This is a genomic window from Methylobacterium sp. 10, from assembly GCF_000519085.1.
Classification (GTDB): Bacteria; Pseudomonadota; Alphaproteobacteria; order Rhizobiales; family Beijerinckiaceae; genus Methylobacterium.
In genome coordinates this window covers 4,926,925-4,947,178 of the sequence record NZ_KI912577.1, presented here as the reverse complement: position 1 = coordinate 4,947,178, position 20,254 = coordinate 4,926,925, and the positions used below count along the sequence as shown (strand labels likewise).

The window sequence follows — 20,254 nt, the reverse complement described above, 5'->3', positions numbered from 1 at the left end:
CGCATGAAGCCCACGCCAGAAAGTCCGGTGGCGACCAGCGTGATGCCGTCGCCTAATCACGGCGAGCGAAAAGGCGGTCCGCCGACCATGCTTCTCCTTCATTATACGGGAATGGAGAATGCGGCCGCCGCCCTGCAGCGCCTGGCGAATCCCATTTCCGAGGTCTCGACGCATTATGTCGTTCTGGAGGACGGACGGGTGATCCAGATGGTGCCGGAATCGCGTCGCGCTTGGCATGCCGGCGCCGGCGCATGGGGCCGCACCGCCTCCGGAAAGGAGCGAGACATCAACTCGCGCTCCATCGGGGTCGAGATCGTCAATGGCGGGCATGTCGGCGGCTTGCCGCCTTACCCGTCCGTACAGATCGACGCGGTGATCGCGCTCTCGCGGGACATCATCGCGCGCTGGGGCATCGCGCCGTGGCAGGTGCTGGCACATTCCGACGTGGCGCCGGACCGCAAGGAGGATCCCGGCGAGCATTTCCCCTGGGACCGACTGGCGGCAGCCGGGGTCGGACATCACGTCCCGGCTGCACCCATTCGCGATGGGCGCTTCTTCGCGGAGGGGGATGCCGGCCAGCCGATCGAGGCGCTCCAGGCGATGTTCGCGCTCTATGGCTACGACATTCCGGTCACCGGGATCTTCGACCCGCGAACGAGGGCCGTGGTCACCGCCTTCCAGCGCAGGTTCAGGCAGGAACGCGTGGACGGGGTCGCCGACGCGTCAACGATCACGACGTTGCGAGACCTACTGGCTGGATTGCCGTCACGCTGAGCGACGCCGTCATGCGGAGTTGCACAGCTAGGATGCGGAACCAGGAATGACGGGTCCATCCGCTCAGGCGCGTTGCGACACGCCCTCGGTACTTTCGTGCGTGGCAACGTCCCGCGTGCGCCACAGGCTGTAGGCGACGCCTCCGGCGAGGAGCACCAGAGTCACCGCCAGCGAAACCCACGGCGGTACGTGGACGAGGTCGAACGTGTCGGCGACCACAATCTTGGTGCCGATGAAGATGAGGATGAAAGCGAGGGCCGTCTTCAGGTAGGCGAAACGGTCGACCATCGCGGCGAGGGCGAAATACAACGCGCGCAGGCCGAGGATCGCAAAGATGTTCGAGGTGTAGACGACGAAGGTGTCCGTGGTGATGGCAAAGATCGCCGGGACGCTATCGACGGCGAAGATCACGTCGGCACCGTTCACGAGAATCAGACCGAGGGCGAGAGGAGTGAACCAAAGCACCGACTTCCCGGTCTTGGGATCCGGCTTACGGACGGCAAAGCGCTGGCCATGCATCTCGGGCGTGATGCGCATCACCTTGCGCAGCATCCGCACCATGGCGTTGTCCTGGATGTCGGCGGCCTCCTCTTCCTTTCCAAACAGCATCTTCAACCCGGCGAAGATCAGGAAGGCGGCAAAGATCGACAGCACCCAGGCCGCCTGATGCACGAGAGCGGCGCCGAGTCCGATCATCAGCCCGCGCAGGAGAACTGCGGCGAGGATGCCCCAGACCAGAACCCTGTGCTGAGCGGCGCGGGGAATGCCGAGGGAGGTGAGAATGACGGCGATGACGAAGACGTTGTCCATGGACAACGACTTCTCGACCACGAGGCCGGCGACATATTCTTGGGCCGGCTGAGCACCGAAATACCACCAGATCCAACCGCCGAAGGCGAGGCCGAGGCTGAAATAGAACGCCGTGAGGAGAAGGCTCTCCTTGACGCCGATCTCGTGGTCCTTGTCCCGGTGCAACAGGCCGAGATCGAAGGCGAGAAGACCCGCGACCAGGGCGTGGAAGCCGAGCCACATCCAGACAGGCTTGCCAAGCCATTCGATGAAGAGAAAGTCGACCATTTGGGACCGTCGATGCTTTGCAAGACGCAGGAAAGCATCGGCTCCGACATCACGGAAGGCGTGGACGCGCATCCGCCAGAGGGGCCCGCAGCCGATTGCCGTCAGTTGGGAACCGCCGGGGCTGGAATCAAGGGATGTCACCGCCACGTCACGATACCGTCCTTCCGACAGGAGGTTCTGGCAGGTGAATGATGTGGCTTGCCAGCCGCAGAACGGGGCAAACCATCCGCCAGCCTCGTCGCTTCCTTGTTTTGGTGAGCTACGACGCCCCACAATGGTGTCTGGTTGCTCCGGTGCGGAACCGGGCGGGCAAGGATGCAGCGCGTGATGATCGGGCGGCAGACCGAACGCATTGTGGGGGCGGCGAGCGCGGTGTTAGTCCTCGTCGGCGCGGCGCGGGCGGAGGCGGTACGTTCCATGGTGCCCGAATGCAGGAGCGGGCCGACCCGACAGGAGGCGCTTGCCGGGCTCGGGGTACGCGGCGAGTTGGTACTGGCATCGGGTGACCGCGCCGTCCTCGACGGGATCCGCTGGCCGGCAGAGGACGATGGGGAGGCGCGTGCCTGGATGCTCAACCATCGGGACAGAGCTCTGACCCTCGTGCCACGCGGCGAGATCGACCGTTGGGGGCGCGTGCATGTAGATGCGGCCGTCTCCGGCGAAGCCATCGATCTGGCCGGCGGTCTGATCGAAGCGGGGCTCGCTTATGCGGATGCGGGGGAGCGCGATACGCTCTGCCGGCCCGCGCTGCTGACCCTGGAATCTGGAGCCCGCTCGGCGACGCGCGGGCTGTGGCAGGCGGGTGTCCGCGACGGCCGGGACGGTGCCGCGTTGCGTGAGGCGACGGGGCATTTCATCGTGGCGCAGGGCCGCGTCGTGAATGTCGGCGAGCGCCCGGCGCGGACCTATCTCGACTTCGCCAGACGAGGCGAGGACGGCTTGACGGTCACGGTGTCGAAGCGCACTTGGCGGCGGTTGCGCGAACGTGGTCTGAGTGCGGCCACGCTGCGGGGACGCATCGTCCGGGTTCGCGGAATCGTGGAAGCGTGGCGCGGCCCCACCCTCGATATCGCGAGCGCAGACATGATCGAAGTTCTGGATGAGGAGCGGACGCTTCGGCGCTGAACGGCATGAGCGGGGGGCAGACACGACATCGCGGATATGGAGCGGTCCGAGGCGGGCTGCTGGTCTCGACGCTCATCCTGACAGGTTGCAGCTCCGACCAGAGCGGCATGGTCTTGCAGCCGGCGGCGATCAAGGTTCCCGTCGAAGCGCCCCGGACCACCGGCCGGGAGCGGACCGCGTCCGATGCCGACCATGCCAAGCTCGTGGCTTCGTTCGGAGGGGAGTACCGCTTGCCAGCAGCTCTACGCCTGCTCACCGAGGTGACCGACCGTTTGGTGAAGGCCACCGACCGTCCGGAAGAGACCTACGCGGTCACGCTGCTCGATTCGCCGGTCATCAATGCCTTCGCGCTGCCGAATGGCCGTCTTTACGTAACGCGGGGCTTGCTCGCTCTCGCCAGCGATACGTCGGAGATCGCAGCCGTCCTCGCCCATGAGATCGCTCATGTCACCCTGCGCCATGCTACGGCGCGCACCGAACTCGCCCTGCGCTCCCAATTGGTGAGCCGGGTGGTCGCCGACGTCCTCAACGATCCGGCCACCGGCGCGCAACTCCAGAACCAGTCGAAATTCGCCCTGGCCCGCTTCTCCCGCGATCAGGAACTCGAGGCCGACGGGATCGGCGTGCGGACGCTCGCCCGTGCGGGCTACGATCCGTTCGGCGCGGGGCGTTTCCTCAACTCCCTCAATCGCACCACCAACATGAAGACAGGGACGGGCATGGCCGGCGAGCCCGACATGCTCGCCACCCATCCCGGCACCAGCGAACGGATCAATCTCGTCACACGAGCCGCGCGCCTCATCGGTGCGCCGGGCCTCGGTGTCGATGAACGCGCCCGCTATCTCTCCGCCATCGACGGGATCGCCTATGGCGACAATCCGGGTGACGGCATCGTCAAGGGCCGTCGCTTCCTTCATCCGAGTCTCGGCATCGCCTTCGAGGTGCCGGAGGGGTTCACCATCGAGAACACGCGGAACGCCGTGCTCGGTGCCACGGGGGAGGGAAGCCGCCGGCTGCTCTTCGATCAGGTCGAGAGCCATGTGGGCCAGAGCCTGGAGGAGGTGTTGCGCGCCACCTGGAGCGACAGCATTGAAGCGACCTCGGTGGAGAATCGCATGATCGCCGGCAACTCGGCGGTGACGGCGATGTCGCGCGGCAAGGACTGGACCTTCCGCCTCGCAGCCGTCCGTGTGGGAGAGACCACCTTCCGCATGATCATGGCCGCCAAGGGCAGCACGGACCCCGACGGTGCGTTCCGGCGCTGGACCGAAAGTCTGTCCGGCGTCGGCCCCGACGAAGTGAAATCCCTGCGCCCATTGCGCATCCAGGTCGTGGCCGCTGGCCCGGCCGACACGGCCGACGAGATGGCACGCAGGATGGTGGTGCCCGATCGTCCCCTGGACCGGTTTCTCGTCCTCAACGAGCTGGAGCGGGGCGCCGTCATCCGGGCGGGACAAAGCTACAAGCTCGTCGTCGAGTAATGAAACACAAATGAGGCTGCGCGGGAGATCCGCCCGACTGAACGGTGATTGACGCCAACGGCTTTTCCCATACCCAATCCGGGGATGGGAAAAGCCGCTGAGTTTTTTCAAAAGCCGTGTCGAGCAGCTACCTTCAGCCGCGCGATCGAGGGCGGCGGGACACTTGCCGCCGACTGATCGGTCAGGCGGCGGCGAGTGCCATCGACATCGATTCCTTCTTCATCAACTCGCGATAGAAGCCGTCGAGATGCGTGAGCTTGTCCGGTGATCCGTCCTGGATGATGCGCCCGCCCTCCAGCACCACGATCCGGTCGAAATCCTTGAGCGTCGAGAGACGATGCGCGATGGCGATCACGGTGCGCCCCTTCATCAGGTTGGCCAGAGCATGCCGGATCGCCTCCTCTGAATCCGCATCAAGGGCCGAAGTCGCCTCGTCCAGCAGGAGAATCGGCGAATCTTTCAGGATTGCACGGGCGATAGCGATGCGTTGACGCTGACCGCCTGACAGCTTGACGCCCCGGTCGCCCACGATGGTGTCGAAGCCTTCCGGCAGCGCCTCGATAAAATCGGTGCAATGCGCTGCCGCGGCGGCCTTCCAGACATCCTCGTCCGACGCGTCCGGCCGGCCATAGCGGATGTTCTCGCGCAGCGTCCGGTGGAACATCGAGACATCCTGCGGCACCACCGTGATGGCCTCGCGCAGGGAATCCTGGGTCACCCGGTTGATGTCCTGACCATTGAGAAGGATTTTCCCACCCTGGACCTCGTAGAAGCGCTGGAGCAGCGAGAACAGGGTCGACTTACCGCCGCCCGACTTGCCCACGAGGCCGATGCGCTGGCCGGCCTCGATCTTCACGTTGAAGTCCGTGAACACGGCGCGGCCATCGGGATAGGAGAAGGCCACGTGATCGAAATCGATCTCGGCGCCCGTTCCCGACAGCGGCATGGCCTCCGGATGGTCGATCAGGTCATGGGGCTGGAGCAGGGTATGCAGGGCCTCCGACAGGCGGGCTGTATGCTGGGTGGCATCGACCAGGGCCACGGCGAGGTCCCGGGTGGCGGCGAGGATGCGGATGCCGAGTGTGCAGACGAGGACCACCTGTCCATTCGTCGCCTGACCGGCTTCCCACATGGTGATGGCCCAGTAGAGCAACCCGAGTACAGCAAACACGGTGAGGATCGCGTGAACGATCCGCAGTTTCTCCAGGTAGAGCAGTGAGGATCGGCGCGAGCGCATCTCGACGCCGATGGTGCCGTCGAACCGCTTGTATTCACGCTTGAACGCCGAAAAAGCCCGGACAAGCGGCATGTTGCCTACGAGGTCGACCATCTCACCATCAACGCTCGCGGCCTTGGCGGCAAAGTCGTGATGGAGCGGCTTTCCCGCAGCCGCCATCTTGAACATCAGGACGACCACGGCGGCAAAGATGCCGGCCAGAACGCCCGCCATGGTGAGGTTGACGGTGCCGATATAGACGATCGACAGGAAAGCCGCGACGCAGGGCGGCATCACGTTGAACACGAACATGTTCTCAACCGTGAAGATCGCGTTCGAGGTCGCCGTGATTCGCGAGGCCAGGGTACCGGGCTGCCGGTCGGCGAAGAAGGACGGCGAGTGGCCGGTCATGTGCCGGAACAGATCGCGGCGGATATCGCCCGTCACACCGACGAAGGTAAACGACCCGACAAGGCTCGCTACGCGCCAGAGCATGTTGTCGGCGGCGATGAAGGCGATGAGGATCCCCAGCGCACCCCAGATCAAGCCCGCCTCGGGCCCCTTGCTCAGGGCGTCGACGACACCCTTGAGTGCGTAATCCGTGCTCACCGAGAACCCGACGGCTCCGAGGACGGCGCAGAGGATCACAAGATGGGGCAGAGCCCGCCGCTTGAGATAGCGGGCGACGAACGCGAAGGGCCTGTCGGCGTAGACGCAGAGGTCTTCCATATGGGTGACCATCCCGGTGCTCATATTTAACTGTCAGATGCAGGCGCGATCCCGCAAGCAGGCCGCACGGAACCGTGAACTTATAGGTCGCAACGCCAATCTCGTCCAAGCGTTGCAGGCTGCCGTCAAGCTTGCCCGTTTGTAGAGAGGAAACTTGAACGGGTGTTGAGCGGCAAGCGAATTCGGTGCCGCGCCACCCCTCAGGCCACCTCAGACTGACGGGTTTCCGGCATGATCAGGGCAAGCAGCGCGAAGCCGGCCAGACCGACGATGGCGAGGCCCAGGAAGGCGCTGTGACTGCCGAGATGATCGGCCATGATTCCGGCCAGCGAAGTCGACAGGGCGGCGCCGATCCCCATGGCGGTCCCGACCGCGCCGAGGGCCAGGTTGAACCGTCCAGTGCCCCGCGTGACGTCAGATACCACAAGAGGAACCATGACGCCGAACACGGCCGCCGAGACGCCGTCGAAGACCTGAATCGCAACGAGGAGTTCCGGGCTGTCGGTATAGGCGAAGAGAAGGCCGCGGATCGGCAGGGCGGCAAAACCGATGAGGAGAAGCGGGCGGCGGCCCCATTTTTCGGCGGCCCGTCCGACGGCCGGCCCGGAAATCGCCAGGACGACCTGGGGCACCACGATGCAGGCGGCGATCAGTGCCGTGGCGGTCTCGCTGGCACGCAGGGTCAGCATGCTCCCCACCAGCGGCAGCATGGCGGCGTTGGCGAGGAAGAACAGGGTCATGCAGGCGGCAAAGCACAGCAGGGGGCGGTTGGTGACGATGGCCTTCAGCGCGCTTTCCCTGGGGGCCGCTTCCACTGTTTCGGATTGGCGGACCTGCAGTGGCGCTGCGCCTGGGCGAATGAACGAGAGCGCGATCAGGGTCGGGATCATGAGGAAGGCGGTGAGGTAGAACACCGCGTCGTTCGACAGGTAATAGCCGCAGGCCCCCATCAGTGCCGCCGCGACCGCGTTGCCGAGAGCAGAGAAGCTGGCATTGCGCCCGAGCCGCTCGCCGGCTCGCTTATGACCCACCAGCCCGATGCTGATGGCGGCGATGGCCGGTGTCAGGATGCAGCTCGCCGCCGAATGGGCCGCCATTGCGAGGAGAACGATGAGAAAGCTCGGCCACATGGCGAGAGCGAAGGCACTGAGCGAGATCGCCACCACCGAGAGCCCTGCCGCGAAGCGTCGCGAGCGGACGGCATCGACGAAGGCACCGCCCGGCACCTGACCGAGCAGGCTCACGAGGCTTCCGACGGTCAAGGCAAAACCGATGTCGGATTGCGTCCACTGCGCCTGCGTGAAGTACACGGCGAGAAACGGACCGAACCCGGTCTGGAGGTTCGCGACAAAGAACGCGAAAGCGTCGAGCCCCCGGCTGCTCCTCACCGAAACAGCCTGCATGTCGGTGGAAACCTCTCCGGGCTTCTCTGCATATGCGTCGCGCCGAACAGCTCCGCGCGGCCGAAATTCCGACCGCGGTAATTCACGGGGCTTGATGACGCGACGATTCTGCGAGCGGGATGCCGTCATTTGTCCGGCGTTCTCTCAGCCGGCTTGTCGGGCGCGGGAGAGGACGCAGCGCTCGGCGGCGTCGCCACCGGAGCTTGGACCGGCGCCGCGGGCTGGGCCACGGGCGCTTGAGCCGCCGGAACCTGGCTCGATGCGGTCGCTGGTGCCGGCTCGCCATCTGGCGGAACGCTGGGGCTAGCTGGGCCGAGGACCACGATGGGATCTCCCGGCTTGTATTCCGGCGAGACGCGCACTTGGTTTCGGCTCAACTGCAGGACCAGACGGCTCGGCTTGCCATCGGGCGAGAAACGCATGGAGCGCCAGTCCACGGCGATCTTGCGGGAGCCGACCCCGAGGAAGCCGCCGAAATCAATGATGGCGGCGCGTGGACGGCCATCCTTGTCGAGGATGATGTCGATGATCCGGCCCATATCCTCGCCGGTGGAACTGCGTACGCCTTTGCCGAGCACGCCCTCGTAATCCTGGGTGTCCAAGACTGTCGCCGGCGTACCTGTCGTTGGCGTACCCGCCGAGGGCAAGGGTGCGGTGGCCGCAGGCTGTGCGGGAGGAGCCGCAGGCAGCGGAGCAGTTGCGGGCGGCGGGACGGGAGGGGCAGCGGGAGCGACCGGAGCTGCGTCGCTCGCCTGGCCGTTGACCGGGGCGTTCCCCTCCGCTGCGGCGGCTGCGGCCCAAAGGGTGATCGACGCGGCGGCGACCATCCGGACAGTTCTGAACACGTGCGTTCCCCGAAGAAGCAGCTCGCCGGATCCCGCTCAAACTGGGCCGTTCCGATGAGTTCCCACCTGCCATGGGACGGACGGCGTATGAGGGCGGACCAAGGCGAAGTTGTGGATGAAGGCGGGTCGATCGGCGACGATGCGACCCACCGCGATGTGAAGTTGGCAAGAACCGGACCGTCGCGACCATGGTGGCGCGGAGCATGGAGGGTGTCCAGACGATCCGGTGGACGATCACCCCGATTTTTCCCTCACGTCGAGGGTGGAGGTGTGACAAACGCCCTGCGATCGTCTGGTTTTCGCCGTTTGTGCATCGTAGAGATGCGCGCAAGCGTGGCGGACCACCCGCGCGAACCAGGGTGGAATACTTTTTGAGGATCAAGTCGATGCGTATCTCATCGAACGCCTGCGCCGTGGCGCTCATCGCGGCGGCCCTGGGCGGATGTCAGGCGCTGTCCGGCAATTCCGGCGTCATGCCCGAGAGCGAAGTCGGACCTCCTCCGTCCATGCGCGGTTCGGTCCCGGGCGCCCAGCGCCCCCGGGCCGCCGAGGTGGACCCCGATGGCGTACCTCTGCAGACCGCGCCGACGCGGCGGCTCGACCTGCCGAAATCAGCAGGTGGTCAGACCCGCTCGCAGGCGGAGACGGAGCGGCGTATCCGCCGCGAGGATATCGAAGGCGACACGACCAGCCGCTCAAGCTCCGGTGGCCTCGCGCCACAGATGGGCTCTGGGGGCAGCGTCGGCCTCGGCGGCAAATTCTAGAATGCGGTCAGGATCTCCCGATCACCGCCGCCTCCCGCTTCCGGCGAGGCGGTGGTGATCGAGAGAGGCCCATTTCGATTCCGTACGGCGGGGACGCCGAATGCGGACCGCGCGATTGCGCGATCACGACGGTCAGATCAAGTCGACGCCAGATGTATCGGTTGCGCTCCGACTTTCGGCGGCCACGAGTCCGGCAAGACCAGCGAGGAACGCGCCGGAAGCGACGATGGCGAGGGCAACGACTGCGATGATCATGCTCGGAGTGTTCCCCATCGAGTTTAAGGGATCGTTGCATTGTCTGAATCGGGCGATGCTTCTGCGGCCTCGATGAGAACCAGGCGAAAAAAAATCCGTCCTCGCGCCTCGCGGTCAGGGTGGCCCCTTGATCCTCCGGCAAGACGGTAATGCCCGCGCGCTTCGCACCAAACTCACCGCTTTGACGGAGACGACCGTTCGGCGCCGCGAATGCCCCTCAACAGGGCTGGTATTCCCACAAGCTCTTGTTAGCGCGAAGCTTTTTCGGAGAACTTCGCGGTCACCCGCTGCAATGAGTCTTCGTCGGCCAGATACCACGCGTAGCTCCGATGGCGACCGCCCATGCCCTGGCAATCGTGTGTGATCGGTCACCGAAAGGGCTGCAGCGTCCCCGCTATCCCCGTCCCTTCTGTGGATGGGTGGTCGGACGATGTGTTTCCCTCTTGGAACGCTCTCAGCACCGCTTAGTTGTTGCAGCTATGCGCTCCGAGGCCCCTGGCCGTGGGCGTGACGGCGCTCAGAGCCACAATCCGGAGGAACTCATGGCAACCAAGACCACCACGAAGGCAGCCGACAAGCCAGCCGCCGCCAAGAAGACCGCTGCTCCGAAGGCCGAAGGCGCCGCCAAGCCCAACGCGCTGCAGCAGCCGCTGAAGCCCTCCGAGGAACTGGCAGCCGTGGTCGGTGCTGCAGCGCTTCCGCGTGGCGAGGTCGTCAGCAAGGTGTGGGAGTACATCAAGAAGCACAATCTCCAGAACCCGGAGAACAAGCGCGAGATCCTGGCCGACGACAAGCTGAAGAAGGTCTTCGGCAAAGACAAGTGCACTATGTTCGAGATGAATAAGCACCTCGCGGCCCATCTCAAATCGGCCTGATGCCGATGCGGCCCGGCGCTTCGACCGCGCCGGGCAGGCAATGGATGATGGTATTACGGGCGTCTGCGGTCCGGATGTCCGCTTTCAGGCGATGTGCCGGATGACCCCGCCATCCACACGCAGAGCGGCACCGCTGGTGGCGCTCGCGGCCGGGCTGCAGATATAGGCCACCATGCTGGCCACCTCCTCGACCGTCGCGAGGCGTTGGATCAGCGAGGTGGAGCGATGCTCTGCAACGAAGTCGCGACCCAGCTTGTCGAGGTCGACCTCGCCGGTATCCTTGGCCATCTTCGCCATGAAATCCGCGACCCCCTCCGAGAGAGTCGGACCAGGCAAAACGCTGTTCACTGTCACCCCGCTGCCGGCCACGGTTTCGGCGAGACCGCGTGACACGGCGAGTTGCGCGGTTTTGGTCATGCCGTAATGAACCATCTCAACCGGGATGTTCAGACCGGACTCGCTGGAGATGAACACGACCCGCCCCCATCCCGCCTTCACCATGGCCGGCGTGTAAGCGCGGGAGAGGCGAATTCCACTCATGACGTTGGTCTCGTAGAAGCGAAGCCAATCCTCGTCGGGTATCTCGAAGAAGGGCTTCGGCTCGAAGATACCTGTGTTGTTCACCAGGATGTCCACCGTCGGCAGTCCCTTCACCACCGCTTCCGCTCCGCTTGCCGTGGCGATGTCACCCGGCGCCGCGATGAAACAGGTCGTGCCGGTCTCCTCCGTCAGCCGCCCGATCGCCGCCCGGACCCGATCCGGTGTGCGGCCATTGATGGCGACGGTGGCGCCCATTCCGGCAAGGGCCTTGGCGATGCCATAGCCGATACCGCCGGTCGAGCCGGTCACCAGTGCGCGCCGACCCTTCAGATTCATGTCCATGCGTCTTGTCCTCCGTTGAGAGCCACCGAGGTCAACGCCTGAGACGGTGCCGGGCTGCGAATCGTCGCGACATCCGCCCTAACCGCCCGGCTGGCGTCGCATGACGCTGGAGACGGCACCCGCCGCCGCCATGGCGCAGGCGCACCACAGGGCGGTTCCTATGGAGACAGCCGTACCGCTGGCATGGGTGAGGCCGAAAATGACCGCGACGAGGGCCGCGCCAAGCGACTGCCCGGTCAGCCGCGCCGTCGATTGCATGCCGCTGGCTCCACCACTGCGAGAGCGCGGGGCGCTGGTGACGATCACCTTGTTGTTCGGCGACTGGAACAGACCGAAGCCGACACCGCAGAGAGTCAGTCTCCAAGCGATATCGACCAGCGTCGGAGCGGCGGGAAGCAGGGCCAGCGCCGCGATGCCGCCGGACATGAGGGCGAGGCCGATGCCGCCGAGGACTCCCGGCGCGTAGCGGTCGGCGAGGCGGCCTGAGATCGGCGCCGTGATCGCGATGGCGATAGGCCAGGGCGTCATCAGGAAACCGGTCTCGGTGGCAGAGAGGTGAAGCGCGTCCTGGAAATAGAAGGGCAGGGCGATATAGGCCATCATCTGTGCCCCGAACGAGGCGATGGACGTCTCCATCGACAGGGCGAAGGCAGGAATGCGGAGCAGGTCTACCGGCAGCAGGGGGGTCGTGAGCCGCGCCTGATACCGCACGAACACGGTACCGATCGCGAGACCGGCGGCGATCTCGGCCAAGGCGAGCCAGCGCCCGCCCGCCTCGCCGATTCCATCCAGGCCGATGATGAGGAGGCCGAAGGTGAGGGCGTTGAGGATCGCGCTCGGTATGTCGAACCGAGCGCCGCTCAGCGGCGTCAGCGGCAGGGTCCGCGCCGCGACCGCAAGGGCCACGAGGCCGACCGGCAGGTTGACCAGGAACAGCCACGGCCATGTCGCCACGGAGAGGATCGCAGCGGCCACGGTGGGGCCGGTGGCGGATGCCATGGCGACGATGAGGGCCACGTTGCCGACTCCCCGGCCGATCATCCTGTGCGGATAGATGAACCGCACCAGGGCGATGTTGACGCTCATGATGCCAGCGGCACCGAACCCCTGGGCGATCCGCGCGACGATGAGCCCGGTCAAGGATGTGGAGAGGGCGCAGGCGAGGGACGCTGCCACGAACAGGACGAGTCCGCCGAGATAGACCTTCCGGTAGCCGAGGATGTCACCAAGGGAGGCCAGCGGCAGCAGCGATGCGGTCACCGCGATCTGGAAACCGTTGACCACGAAGATCGCGGAGGCCGGGCTGACCCCGAGATCCTTCGCCATGGCCGGCAGGGCCACGTTGACGATGGCCCCGTCCAGCACCGCCATGGTCATGGCGAGCCCGATAGCGAGGAGCGCCAGCATGCGCTCGCGCACCGGCAGGCCGTCCATCGGTTTCATGGGACCGGGCTCGGCCTCGCCGCCGGTGGGGGGAATCGCCTCGTGCGTCATCGCACAGAGCCGTGGACGATCCCCCTTCGCTTCGGCAAGTGCCCTATGTCACCCCTCGATACGGGGAACAACATCGTCGCGCCCCACGGAGGAAAGACATGCGTCTGGCGACACTCCTGTTCGGCTGCCTGCTCGCCCTGTCACCCGCCGCCGTGCGAGCCGACGAGACCGGGCCGCTCGGGATCGGGCTCGAGGGGTTCGCCTATCCCTATCCCGTCTGGTTCCTCGACCTGACGCGGGACAACGAGGGCCAGCGCTTGGCCTATATGGACGTGGCGCCGACCGGAGCACCCAACGGCCGCACCGTCCTGCTGTTGCACGGCCGCAATTTCCCGTCGAGTTACTGGGATCCGGTGATCGGCGCGCTGGCCGGTGCGGGCTACCGCGTGGTCGTCCCGGACCAACTGGGCTTCGGCAAATCGTCGAAGCCGGTGGGGCCGTTCAGCTTCGACGTGATGGCGGCGGAAACGGTAGCGCTCCTCGATTCCCTGAGCCTTCCACGTGTCGACGTGGTCGCCCACTCCATGGGCGGGATGCTGGCCGCCCGTCTCGCCCGCAACGCACCGAACCGAGTGAACAGTCTCGTCCTCGAAGCACCGATCGGTCTCGAGGATTACCGTTTCACGGTCCCGCCCGTCTCCAACGACACGCTTCTGCGCATCGAGAGTGGTGTCACCGCGGACGTGTACCGGCGGCAGTTGGTGACGAACTACGCCCTGTCGCTTCCCTCATCGGCGATCGAGCCCTTCGTCGCGATCCGTGAGCGTGTGAAAGGCTCCGGCGAGTATCCGCGCTGGCTCCAATCCTTCGTCAATTCCTACCAGACCATCTGGGGTCAGCCGGTGGTGCACGAGATCCCGCTGATCCAAGTGCCGACCCTGTTCGTCATGGGCGGGAACGACCGCAACGCGCCGGGCAAGCCCTTCGCCCCGGAGAACCTGCGCGCCGCCATGGGCGACAATGCCGGCCATGCCAAAGCTCTGGCGGCACGGATGCCCGACGGCCGCGCCGTCGTCTTCGACGGCATCGGCCACCTCGTTCACATGGAAGCGACCGATCGCTTCAACGCCACGATGCTCGAATTCCTCAACGGCCATTGAGCCGGAACAAACGTGGGAGCGCTCAGATGGATGTCGGCGTGATCGGATTGGGCCGGATGGGCCGGGGCATGGTGCAGAGCCTCGTCCGGGGCGGACATCGGGTGAAAGTATGGAACCGGACGGCGTCCGCCGCCGACGGTCTCGTCGACGTGACGGTGGTGCCGAGTGCGGCCGACGCTTTTACCGGGGATGCAGCGATCACCATGCTCGCCGACGACGCGGCCCTGCGGTCGGTGATCGCCGAAGGCGGCCTTCTCGACTCCCGAGCGCGGCCCGGCCTGCATCTCAGCATGAGCACGATCTCAGTGGCGCTCGCGCGCGAACTGACCGCGATCCATGAGCGGGCCGGCGTGCCCTATATCGCCGCCCCCGTCTTCGGCAGACCGGACGTGGCACAGAACGGTGCCCTTAATATCGTCGTCGCCGGAGACCAGATCGAGATCCAGAAGGCTCAACCGCTGCTCGATGCCCTCGGCACGAAGACATGGCCCTTCGGAACCGAGCCGTATCGGGCAAATGCGGTGAAGCTTGCCGGCAACTTCATGCTGGTCGCGGCCATCGAAGCCATGGGCGAAGCCGCCGCTTTCGCAGAAGGCCATGGCGTCGCCGGCGCCGATCTCCTCGACCTCCTCACCAACACGCTGTTCGCCTCGCCGGTCTACAAGGGTTACGGCGCGTCCATCGCCTCCGGGCGCTACGAGCCGCCGGGCTTCGGTTTGAGGCTCGGGCTCAAGGATATCGGCCTCGCCCTTTCGGCGTCCGCCGACGTCGGCGTACCGATGCCCTTTGCAAGTGTGCTCCGCGACAACCTGATCGACGCCGTCAGCCACGGTGACGGCGACAAGGATCTCGCAGCCCTGGCGCTGGTCTCGGCGCGGCGTGGAGGGCGAAGGAAGTAGACCCGCTCCGATGCGGCACTACGAAACGAGAAAGTCGGATGCCGTCAGAAGACCGTAACTCCTGACCGTCGCAAACTGGACCGCCTGATCGGCGCCGCTGCCGTCGGAATCGTAGGAGAGGGCACCCGTGTAGTGATCGTAAAGGATACGGTCGTTCGCATCGAGCGTCCCCCAACGAATGTTCTTGAACGCAGTGCCGGACAAATCGCCTTCCGCCAGGCCTTTGAAGACGGCGTTCTCGAGCCTGATCGTATCGGTCCCGTGAAAGAAATCGGTGATGCTGTCGATGTTGTCTTTACCCAGCTTCGTATCGAACACGAACGTGTTCTTCCCGCCTTCGCCCGCCAGCACGTCCGCCCCCAACCCGCCATTGATGACGTTGTCGCCGTAGGTGCCAGCGATCGCGTTCGCGAGGTTGTTGCCGGTAAGGGCGATGTCGAGCATGGGCGCTTCACGGCTGCCGATCAGGAACTCGATGGATTGGTCCTTGGCCAGCGTGAAATCGGAACTGGCGTAGACCGTATCGGTACCGCGGTTCTTCGTCTCGATGACCTGGTCCCGTTTGCTGCTGACGTAGTAATCGTCGTCGCCGCCCAGCCCCTTCAGCACGTCGATTCCCGCGCCGCCATCGAGACGGTTGTCGCCCGCATTGCCGGTGATCGTGTTCGCGAGGGCGTTGCCGACGCCGCCGATATCGCTTTTGCCGGTGAGCGTCAGGTTCTCGACATGGGCCGAGAGCGTATGATTGATCGACGACAGCACGAGGTCCGTGCCCGCGCCGCGCTTCTCGATCACCACGTCGCCGAAATGATCAACGACGAACGTGTCGTTGCCGACGCCACCCTCCATCCGGTCGATACCTTTGCCGCCATCGAGAATGTCGTTGCCCGCTCCGCCGATGAGATGGTCGCTTCCGGCAAAGCCGTAGAGCTTGTCGTTGCCGCCGAGCCCGTCGATCCGGTCGTTCCTGGCGGACGCCATGGCCCCCTTGAGTAGGTCCGCGCCCGATGTCGCACCCTTCACCTGGAACGGGTCGGCGGTCGACACGGAATAGATCTGGACATCGGTGTCGCGGTCGGTCCTCCCGATCCCGGATTCAGAGCCCGACTTGACGAGAGCGAAGGTGCCGTTCTCCAACGCGACGATCCGGGGCTGCCCACCCCGATATCCGCTGCCGATCGTCTCGGAATAGAAATCGAAAGCTTGGCCGGTATAGGAACCGTCGGCGTCGTAGAGCAATCCACGCGCGCCGGTGAGGATCTTGCCATCCGCGATATCGGATGCGCCGACGACCAGTTCGAGCAGCTGGCCGTTCGACAAGGTCGTCAGGGAGAGGACGTACGCGTTGTCGAATGTGTGATCCTGGACGAGATCGACGGCTTTCTTGAAGCTCCCGCCCGGACCGGGCTTGTAGGTCGCCCCCCCGATATCGGTGAGAAGATCGGTCTGAACGCCGTCGGCCGCCTTCTTGACGTCCCGGCCCTCGAAGGCGACGGCAAAGCCTCCGTGATGGTCGGCGGTGATGGAATAGGTAACCTTGGTCTCGTACCCGCCGGCGAACTCCTTTACGTGGCCGAGATTGAACGCTTCGCCCGCCACCTTGCCGTCCGCGGTCACCACCCGTGCCATGAGGGTCGAGTTGACACGGCCCATATCGACCCAGGTTGCAAGATAGCGACCGTCCGACAGGGCGGTGACCTTGGTCGAATGGGTCTGGTCGTCGTTCACTGCACGGTCGACCACGGCGGTTGCGACGAACCGGTGGTTCGCGTCGATGATGTCGACCGTCCGAATCTTGCCGGTCGATCCCTGGGCGATATGAGCGAGAGCCATCGCGCCGTTCTCGGCGAAAGCGACACTGTTGTCGTAGGCGCTCAGGAACGGCTCGTCCGTATCGGACAGGGAGGTGATCTTCGTGGTGTAGAAGGGCGTGAAAGTCCCTTTCGCGTCCACGGTGCCGAGGGAGTATTTCGCCTTCTGAAACTGAGTCGAGAAGTCACCGAACTTGCCGTCGAAGTAAGTACCTTCATAGACCCCGATGACGGTCGATCCGTCAGCTTGGTAGGACAGGGCCTCCACCTGCCGATCACCGAGGGAAAGCGGGCCTTTCGACGGAACGCCGTTCGGTCCGAAGCTGGTCAGAGTGACGGGCTGCGTCCCGACTTCGCCGGACGGGCCCGGAACGTAGCGGCTGGTGAGCAGGGCGAACCCTGCTTTCCCCTTCGGCACGATCAGGTCGAGGCTGTCGGTGCCGACGACCGGCCCGAGGTCGATCGGCTCTCCATTCGCTACCAGCACCGCCGACATGTCCGCTCCCCATCAATGGATGCGGCAGGTGGTAAAGCGACGCTCATACAATCTCAATCGCGGAGTGAACGTCCATTCCGTCAGCCTGGATGCGTGCTGTTTCTGCAACCCGTCGCGTCGCCTACAGGGCACCTTCCCGCACGGCCCCCGGATCGGCAAGCATGTGCAACAACCTCGCGGCGGAATGGGCGAAGCGCAGGGTCACCGCCTTGCGGCGTGCGCCGCTGAGCACATGGTCGGCCGGGTCGCGCAGGATCGCGGCGCTGTAGCTGTCCGCGATGATCAGTCCGGCCTCATCAGGAGTCAGCCCTTCGGGCAGGGAGTCGGGAACGGCGAAATAGAAGCGGTCGCAATAGTCCCGGTAATCCGGCCACTTCTTGTCGGCGCGGAAGTCGGCGATGCTGGATTTGATCTCGACGATGGTCAGCCGACCCGCCGGGCACAGGGCGATGACATCCGCCCGCCTGCCATTGGCGAGGGAAAATTCCGGGATCGTCACATGGCCGAGATCGGCGAAGAGCCGCCGGACCCCGCGCTGGACCTGAAGCGCGGTTGCCGATTGCCGGCGGTCCGGCGGCAGGACGATATGGGCGAGGGCTGCTGACATGGCTTCGCTTGTGGAGAGGGCGGTCTCGAATCGACTGTCCCGTCAGGGAATCAGGTCGGGCCGCCCTTGTCACCTGCGGCAGCCTGCCCGGCCGCCAACGCGGCACGGATCGCATCGAAACCGTCGGTGAGCGCCGCCGGCCCGGGCTGGAGGATCAGTGGCGACTTGATCTCGTGGATACGCCCCGCCGCCACGGCGGGGATCGCGTCCCAGCCCGGCCGCTCGCGGATGCGCGATATGTTCACCCGCTTGCCGCACCAGGAGGCCAAGATGACGTCCGGCCGTGCGGCGATCACCTGTTCGGACGTGACGATCCTGTCCTTGGCCGCCGGCTGGCGGGCGAGGTCGGGAAAGGCGTCGTCGCCGCCGGCATAGCCGATGAGTTCGGAAACCCAGCCGATCCCTGAGATCATCGGCTCGTCCCATTCCTCGAAATAGACTGTCAGGCGGGGCGGTCCGGCATTGTCGAGGGCGGCGGCGCCGAGTCGGTGAGCGTAACCCTGGGCCAGGGCATCGGCCTTCTCGCTCGCGCCGACCAGGGCGCCCACGGTGCGGATCATGGCGAGGCAGCCAGCAACGTCGCGCTGATTGAAGAGATGGACCGAGATTCCGGCGCGGGCGAGGTCGGCGACGATCTCCGCCTGCATGTCGGAAAAGGCGAGGACGAGGTCCGGCTGCAATGCCAGAATCTTCGGCAGGTCGGCGCTGGTGAAGGCCGAGACGCGCGGCTTCTCCTTGCGCACGCGGGCGGGGCGCACCGCATAACCGGACACGCCGACGATCCTGTCCTCCTCTCCCAACAGATAGAGGGTTTCGACGGTTTCCTCGGTGAGGCAGACGATGCGTTCGGGCGGGAACCGGCGCATGGGGCGTTACGCGTTGAAGAAGCTGATGACGCCCGCGCCCGGCGCGAGCCAGACGAAGGCCCAGACGAAGGCCGAACTCCAATTGGCCAGCTGGAACGGCAGGCGCGCCACCTCGAACATCCCGGCGATGAGCGGCACCACCGCGCGGGCCGGTCCGATGAACCGGCCGATGACGATACCCCAGGCGCCGTAGCGCCGGCAGAAATCCTCGCCCTTGGCGACCATCCGCGGATAGCGGCTCATCGGCCAGATCGTCTTGGCGCCGTGCTGGAAGTAGCGGCCGATCTCGTAGGAGACCCAATCACCGAGCCCGGCACCGATGCCGCCGGCGATCACCATCGGCCAGAACGGGATGCCGCTGGCACCGATCAGCGCGCCGATGGCCACCAGCAGCACGGTGGCGGGGACCAGGATCGACAGGAAGGCCAGGGATTCGCAGAAGGCGAGCACCCCGACGATGAGGGGTGCCCAGTCCCTGTGCGTTTCCACGAAGGTCAGGATCGTAGTCTTCAGCGCTTCGAAATCCATACATGCCCCTGCGTTTCGCGCCCGATGTGCGGGAACGTCGCTTTCCCGGCAAGCGTCGATCTCGTCGCGTCGTCAGCCTCACGTCGGTTGTGAATGCACTGCGGGGCAAAACCGGCTACGACGCTGCCCGTCGCGCTCGCACCCGTCGCAGCAAGGCCGGATACGCCGATGAGAATCCTATCCATCCAGTCGCACGTCGCCTTCGGCCATGTGGGTAATGCCTCGGCGGTGTTTCCGATGCAGCGGCTCGGCGTCGAGGTCTGGCCGATCCATACTGTGCAGTTCTCCAACCATACCGGCTACGGCGCCTGGCGCGGCCGGGTGTTCGACGGGCCGATGATCGAGGACCTCGTGCTCGGCATCGCGGAGCGCGGCGTCCTCGGCCGATGCGACGGCGTCCTTTCCGGCTACATGGGCTCGGCCGATATCGGCACCGCCATCGTGCGGGCCGTGGCGGCGGTGCGGAGCGCCAACCCGAAGGCGCTGTATTGCTGCGACCCGGTGATGGGCGATACCGGCCGGGGGATCTATGTCCGCCCCGGTATCCCTGAATTCCTGCGCGACCAGGCACTGCCCGTCGCCGACATCGTCACCCCGAACCAGTTCGAGCTGAACTTCCTGTCGGGCCTGCCCACCGGCACACTCGGCGAGGCCAAAGCCGCCTTGGCGGCGATCCAGACCCTGGGGCCGCGCGTCGTGCTGGTGACGTCCCTGGTCACCGAGGATACCCCGTCCGGGTCCATCGACCTGATGGCGGGGGAGGGCGGCCAGTTCTGGCGCCTGCGCACCCCGCGCCTCGACCTCGACGTGAACGGCGCGGGCGACGCCATCGCTGCCCTCTTCCTCGTCCATTACGCCCGCACCGGCTCGGCGGCGCTGGCTTTGGGCATGGCCGGCGCCTCGGTCTACGGGCTCCTGCGCCGCACGGCGGAGGCGGGCTCGCGTGAGATACTCACCGTGGACGCGCAGGACGAGTTCGTGGCACCCAGCGCGACGTTCCCGGTAGAGCCGGTCTGATGGTCAGCGT

General features: G+C 65.6%; 19 protein-coding genes. 8 read left to right on the top strand and 11 right to left on the bottom strand.

What is annotated here, in order from left to right:
* Positions 1 to 3 precede the first annotated feature (3 nt).
* Positions 4 to 774, top strand: coding sequence for an N-acetylmuramoyl-L-alanine amidase (locus K368_RS0123410; protein WP_027174480.1), 771 nt, complete (start codon positions 4 to 6; stop codon positions 772 to 774).
* A gap of 63 nt (positions 775 to 837) precedes the next feature.
* Here the strand turns inward: K368_RS0123410 and K368_RS0123405 are convergent, their stop codons facing one another.
* Positions 838 to 1,851: a TerC family protein gene (locus K368_RS0123405; RefSeq protein ID WP_027174479.1), complete on the bottom strand. Its 1,014-nt coding sequence runs from the start codon at positions 1,849 to 1,851 to the stop codon at positions 838 to 840.
* 327 nt (positions 1,852 to 2,178) lie between these two features.
* Here K368_RS0123405 and K368_RS0123400 point away from each other — a divergent pair, with 327 nt between their 5' ends.
* Positions 2,179 to 2,976, top strand: a complete 798-nt coding sequence (locus K368_RS0123400; RefSeq protein WP_027174478.1) for a DNA-binding protein — start codon at positions 2,179 to 2,181, stop codon at positions 2,974 to 2,976.
* Between the two features lie 107 nt (positions 2,977 to 3,083).
* The gene (locus tag K368_RS0123395) at positions 3,084 to 4,457 is read left to right on the top strand and encodes a M48 family metalloprotease (RefSeq protein ID WP_051439977.1); all 1,374 of its coding nucleotides are present in this window, start codon (positions 3,084 to 3,086) and stop codon (positions 4,455 to 4,457) included.
* Positions 4,458 to 4,638: 181 nt separating this feature from the next.
* Here K368_RS0123395 and K368_RS0123390 read toward each other — a convergent pair whose 3' ends face one another.
* From K368_RS0123390 to K368_RS0123380, 3 genes are all read right to left on the bottom strand, one after another.
* Complete coding sequence (locus K368_RS0123390; protein ID WP_027174476.1) at positions 4,639 to 6,402, bottom strand: ABC transporter ATP-binding protein; 1,764 nt, start codon at positions 6,400 to 6,402, stop codon at positions 4,639 to 4,641.
* A gap of 200 nt (positions 6,403 to 6,602) precedes the next feature.
* A complete protein-coding gene (locus K368_RS0123385; RefSeq protein ID WP_245259649.1) occupies positions 6,603 to 7,805 on the bottom strand; it encodes an MFS transporter in 1,203 nt (400 codons plus the stop codon).
* Positions 7,806 to 7,930: 125 nt separating this feature from the next.
* Positions 7,931 to 8,407, bottom strand: coding sequence for a PRC-barrel domain-containing protein (locus K368_RS0123380; protein ID WP_348625542.1), 477 nt, complete (start codon positions 8,405 to 8,407; stop codon positions 7,931 to 7,933).
* Between the two features lie 629 nt (positions 8,408 to 9,036).
* Between K368_RS0123380 and K368_RS0123375 the strand changes: the two genes are divergently transcribed.
* Positions 9,037 to 9,414: a hypothetical protein gene (locus K368_RS0123375; RefSeq protein ID WP_027174473.1), complete on the top strand. Its 378-nt coding sequence runs from the start codon at positions 9,037 to 9,039 to the stop codon at positions 9,412 to 9,414.
* A gap of 132 nt (positions 9,415 to 9,546) precedes the next feature.
* On the opposite strand, the gene K368_RS27650 is transcribed toward K368_RS0123375, so the two are convergent.
* A complete protein-coding gene (locus K368_RS27650) occupies positions 9,547 to 9,669 on the bottom strand; it encodes a hypothetical protein (RefSeq protein WP_280940251.1) in 123 nt (40 codons plus the stop codon).
* A gap of 542 nt (positions 9,670 to 10,211) precedes the next feature.
* On the opposite strand from K368_RS27650, the gene K368_RS0123365 reads away from it, so the two are divergent.
* On the top strand, positions 10,212 to 10,544 hold the full coding sequence (locus tag K368_RS0123365) for an SWIB/MDM2 domain-containing protein (RefSeq protein WP_027174472.1): 333 nt from the start codon (positions 10,212 to 10,214) through the stop codon (positions 10,542 to 10,544).
* Positions 10,545 to 10,628: 84 nt separating this feature from the next.
* Here K368_RS0123365 and K368_RS0123360 read toward each other — a convergent pair whose 3' ends face one another.
* Both K368_RS0123360 and K368_RS0123355 read right to left on the bottom strand, forming a co-directional pair.
* On the bottom strand, positions 10,629 to 11,426 hold the full coding sequence (locus K368_RS0123360; protein ID WP_027174471.1) for an SDR family NAD(P)-dependent oxidoreductase: 798 nt from the start codon (positions 11,424 to 11,426) through the stop codon (positions 10,629 to 10,631).
* A 78-nt stretch (positions 11,427 to 11,504) separates the two neighbouring features.
* On the bottom strand, positions 11,505 to 12,860 hold the full coding sequence (locus K368_RS0123355; protein ID WP_081739716.1) for an MFS transporter: 1,356 nt from the start codon (positions 12,858 to 12,860) through the stop codon (positions 11,505 to 11,507).
* 158 nt (positions 12,861 to 13,018) lie between these two features.
* Between K368_RS0123355 and K368_RS0123350 the strand changes: the two genes are divergently transcribed.
* Both K368_RS0123350 and K368_RS0123345 read left to right on the top strand, forming a co-directional pair.
* Complete coding sequence (locus K368_RS0123350) at positions 13,019 to 14,020, top strand: alpha/beta hydrolase (RefSeq protein ID WP_027174469.1); 1,002 nt, start codon at positions 13,019 to 13,021, stop codon at positions 14,018 to 14,020.
* Positions 14,021 to 14,046: 26 nt separating this feature from the next.
* Positions 14,047 to 14,919 (top strand): NAD(P)-dependent oxidoreductase, encoded by an 873-nt coding sequence (locus K368_RS0123345; protein WP_027174468.1) that lies wholly within the window; start codon positions 14,047 to 14,049, stop codon positions 14,917 to 14,919.
* 18 nt (positions 14,920 to 14,937) lie between these two features.
* Here the strand turns inward: K368_RS0123345 and K368_RS27645 are convergent, their stop codons facing one another.
* From K368_RS27645 to K368_RS0123325, 4 genes are all read right to left on the bottom strand, one after another.
* Complete coding sequence (locus K368_RS27645; RefSeq protein WP_051439976.1) at positions 14,938 to 17,226, bottom strand: calcium-binding protein; 2,289 nt, start codon at positions 17,224 to 17,226, stop codon at positions 14,938 to 14,940.
* A gap of 121 nt (positions 17,227 to 17,347) precedes the next feature.
* Positions 17,348 to 17,833, bottom strand: coding sequence for an MmcB family DNA repair protein (locus K368_RS0123335; protein WP_027174467.1), 486 nt, complete (start codon positions 17,831 to 17,833; stop codon positions 17,348 to 17,350).
* A 50-nt stretch (positions 17,834 to 17,883) separates the two neighbouring features.
* Entirely contained in the window at positions 17,884 to 18,699 is an 816-nt protein-coding gene (locus tag K368_RS0123330) for a cobalamin-binding protein (protein ID WP_027174466.1), read from the bottom strand.
* A gap of 6 nt (positions 18,700 to 18,705) precedes the next feature.
* On the bottom strand, positions 18,706 to 19,227 hold the full coding sequence (locus K368_RS0123325) for a DedA family protein (protein WP_027174465.1): 522 nt from the start codon (positions 19,225 to 19,227) through the stop codon (positions 18,706 to 18,708).
* Positions 19,228 to 19,395: 168 nt separating this feature from the next.
* Between K368_RS0123325 and pdxY the strand changes: the two genes are divergently transcribed.
* Positions 19,396 to 20,244 (top strand): pyridoxal kinase PdxY, encoded by an 849-nt coding sequence (gene pdxY / locus K368_RS0123320; RefSeq protein ID WP_027174464.1) that lies wholly within the window; start codon positions 19,396 to 19,398, stop codon positions 20,242 to 20,244.
* Positions 20,245 to 20,254: the final 10 nt, after the last annotated feature.

Bases quoted from the DNA above. Each gene is read 5' to 3' on its own strand.
- K368_RS0123325 (WP_027174465.1), bottom strand. From the start codon at position 19,227: ATGGATTTCGAAGCGCTGAAGACTACGATCCTGACCTTCGTGGAAACG.
- K368_RS0123395 (WP_051439977.1), top strand. From the start codon at position 3,084: ATGGTCTTGCAGCCGGCGGCGATCAAGGTTCCCGTCGAAGCGCCCCGG.
- K368_RS0123410 (WP_027174480.1), top strand. From the start codon at position 4: ATGAAGCCCACGCCAGAAAGTCCGGTGGCGACCAGCGTGATGCCGTCG.
- K368_RS0123375 (WP_027174473.1), top strand. From the start codon at position 9,037: ATGCGTATCTCATCGAACGCCTGCGCCGTGGCGCTCATCGCGGCGGCC.
- K368_RS27645 (WP_051439976.1), bottom strand. From the start codon at position 17,226: ATGTCGGCGGTGCTGGTAGCGAATGGAGAGCCGATCGACCTCGGGCCG.
- K368_RS0123345 (WP_027174468.1), top strand. From the start codon at position 14,047: ATGGATGTCGGCGTGATCGGATTGGGCCGGATGGGCCGGGGCATGGTG.
- K368_RS0123365 (WP_027174472.1), top strand. From the start codon at position 10,212: ATGGCAACCAAGACCACCACGAAGGCAGCCGACAAGCCAGCCGCCGCC.
- K368_RS0123335 (WP_027174467.1), bottom strand. From the start codon at position 17,833: ATGTCAGCAGCCCTCGCCCATATCGTCCTGCCGCCGGACCGCCGGCAA.
- K368_RS0123405 (WP_027174479.1), bottom strand. From the start codon at position 1,851: ATGGTCGACTTTCTCTTCATCGAATGGCTTGGCAAGCCTGTCTGGATG.
- pdxY (WP_027174464.1), top strand. From the start codon at position 19,396: ATGAGAATCCTATCCATCCAGTCGCACGTCGCCTTCGGCCATGTGGGT.
- K368_RS0123390 (WP_027174476.1), bottom strand. From the start codon at position 6,402: ATGGAAGACCTCTGCGTCTACGCCGACAGGCCCTTCGCGTTCGTCGCC.
- K368_RS0123330 (WP_027174466.1), bottom strand. From the start codon at position 18,699: ATGCGCCGGTTCCCGCCCGAACGCATCGTCTGCCTCACCGAGGAAACC.
- K368_RS0123350 (WP_027174469.1), top strand. From the start codon at position 13,019: ATGCGTCTGGCGACACTCCTGTTCGGCTGCCTGCTCGCCCTGTCACCC.
- K368_RS0123400 (WP_027174478.1), top strand. From the start codon at position 2,179: ATGATCGGGCGGCAGACCGAACGCATTGTGGGGGCGGCGAGCGCGGTG.
- K368_RS27650 (WP_280940251.1), bottom strand. From the start codon at position 9,669: ATGATCATCGCAGTCGTTGCCCTCGCCATCGTCGCTTCCGGCGCGTTC.
- K368_RS0123385 (WP_245259649.1), bottom strand. From the start codon at position 7,805: ATGCAGGCTGTTTCGGTGAGGAGCAGCCGGGGGCTCGACGCTTTCGCG.
- K368_RS0123360 (WP_027174471.1), bottom strand. From the start codon at position 11,426: ATGGACATGAATCTGAAGGGTCGGCGCGCACTGGTGACCGGCTCGACC.
- K368_RS0123355 (WP_081739716.1), bottom strand. From the start codon at position 12,860: ATGGACGGCCTGCCGGTGCGCGAGCGCATGCTGGCGCTCCTCGCTATC.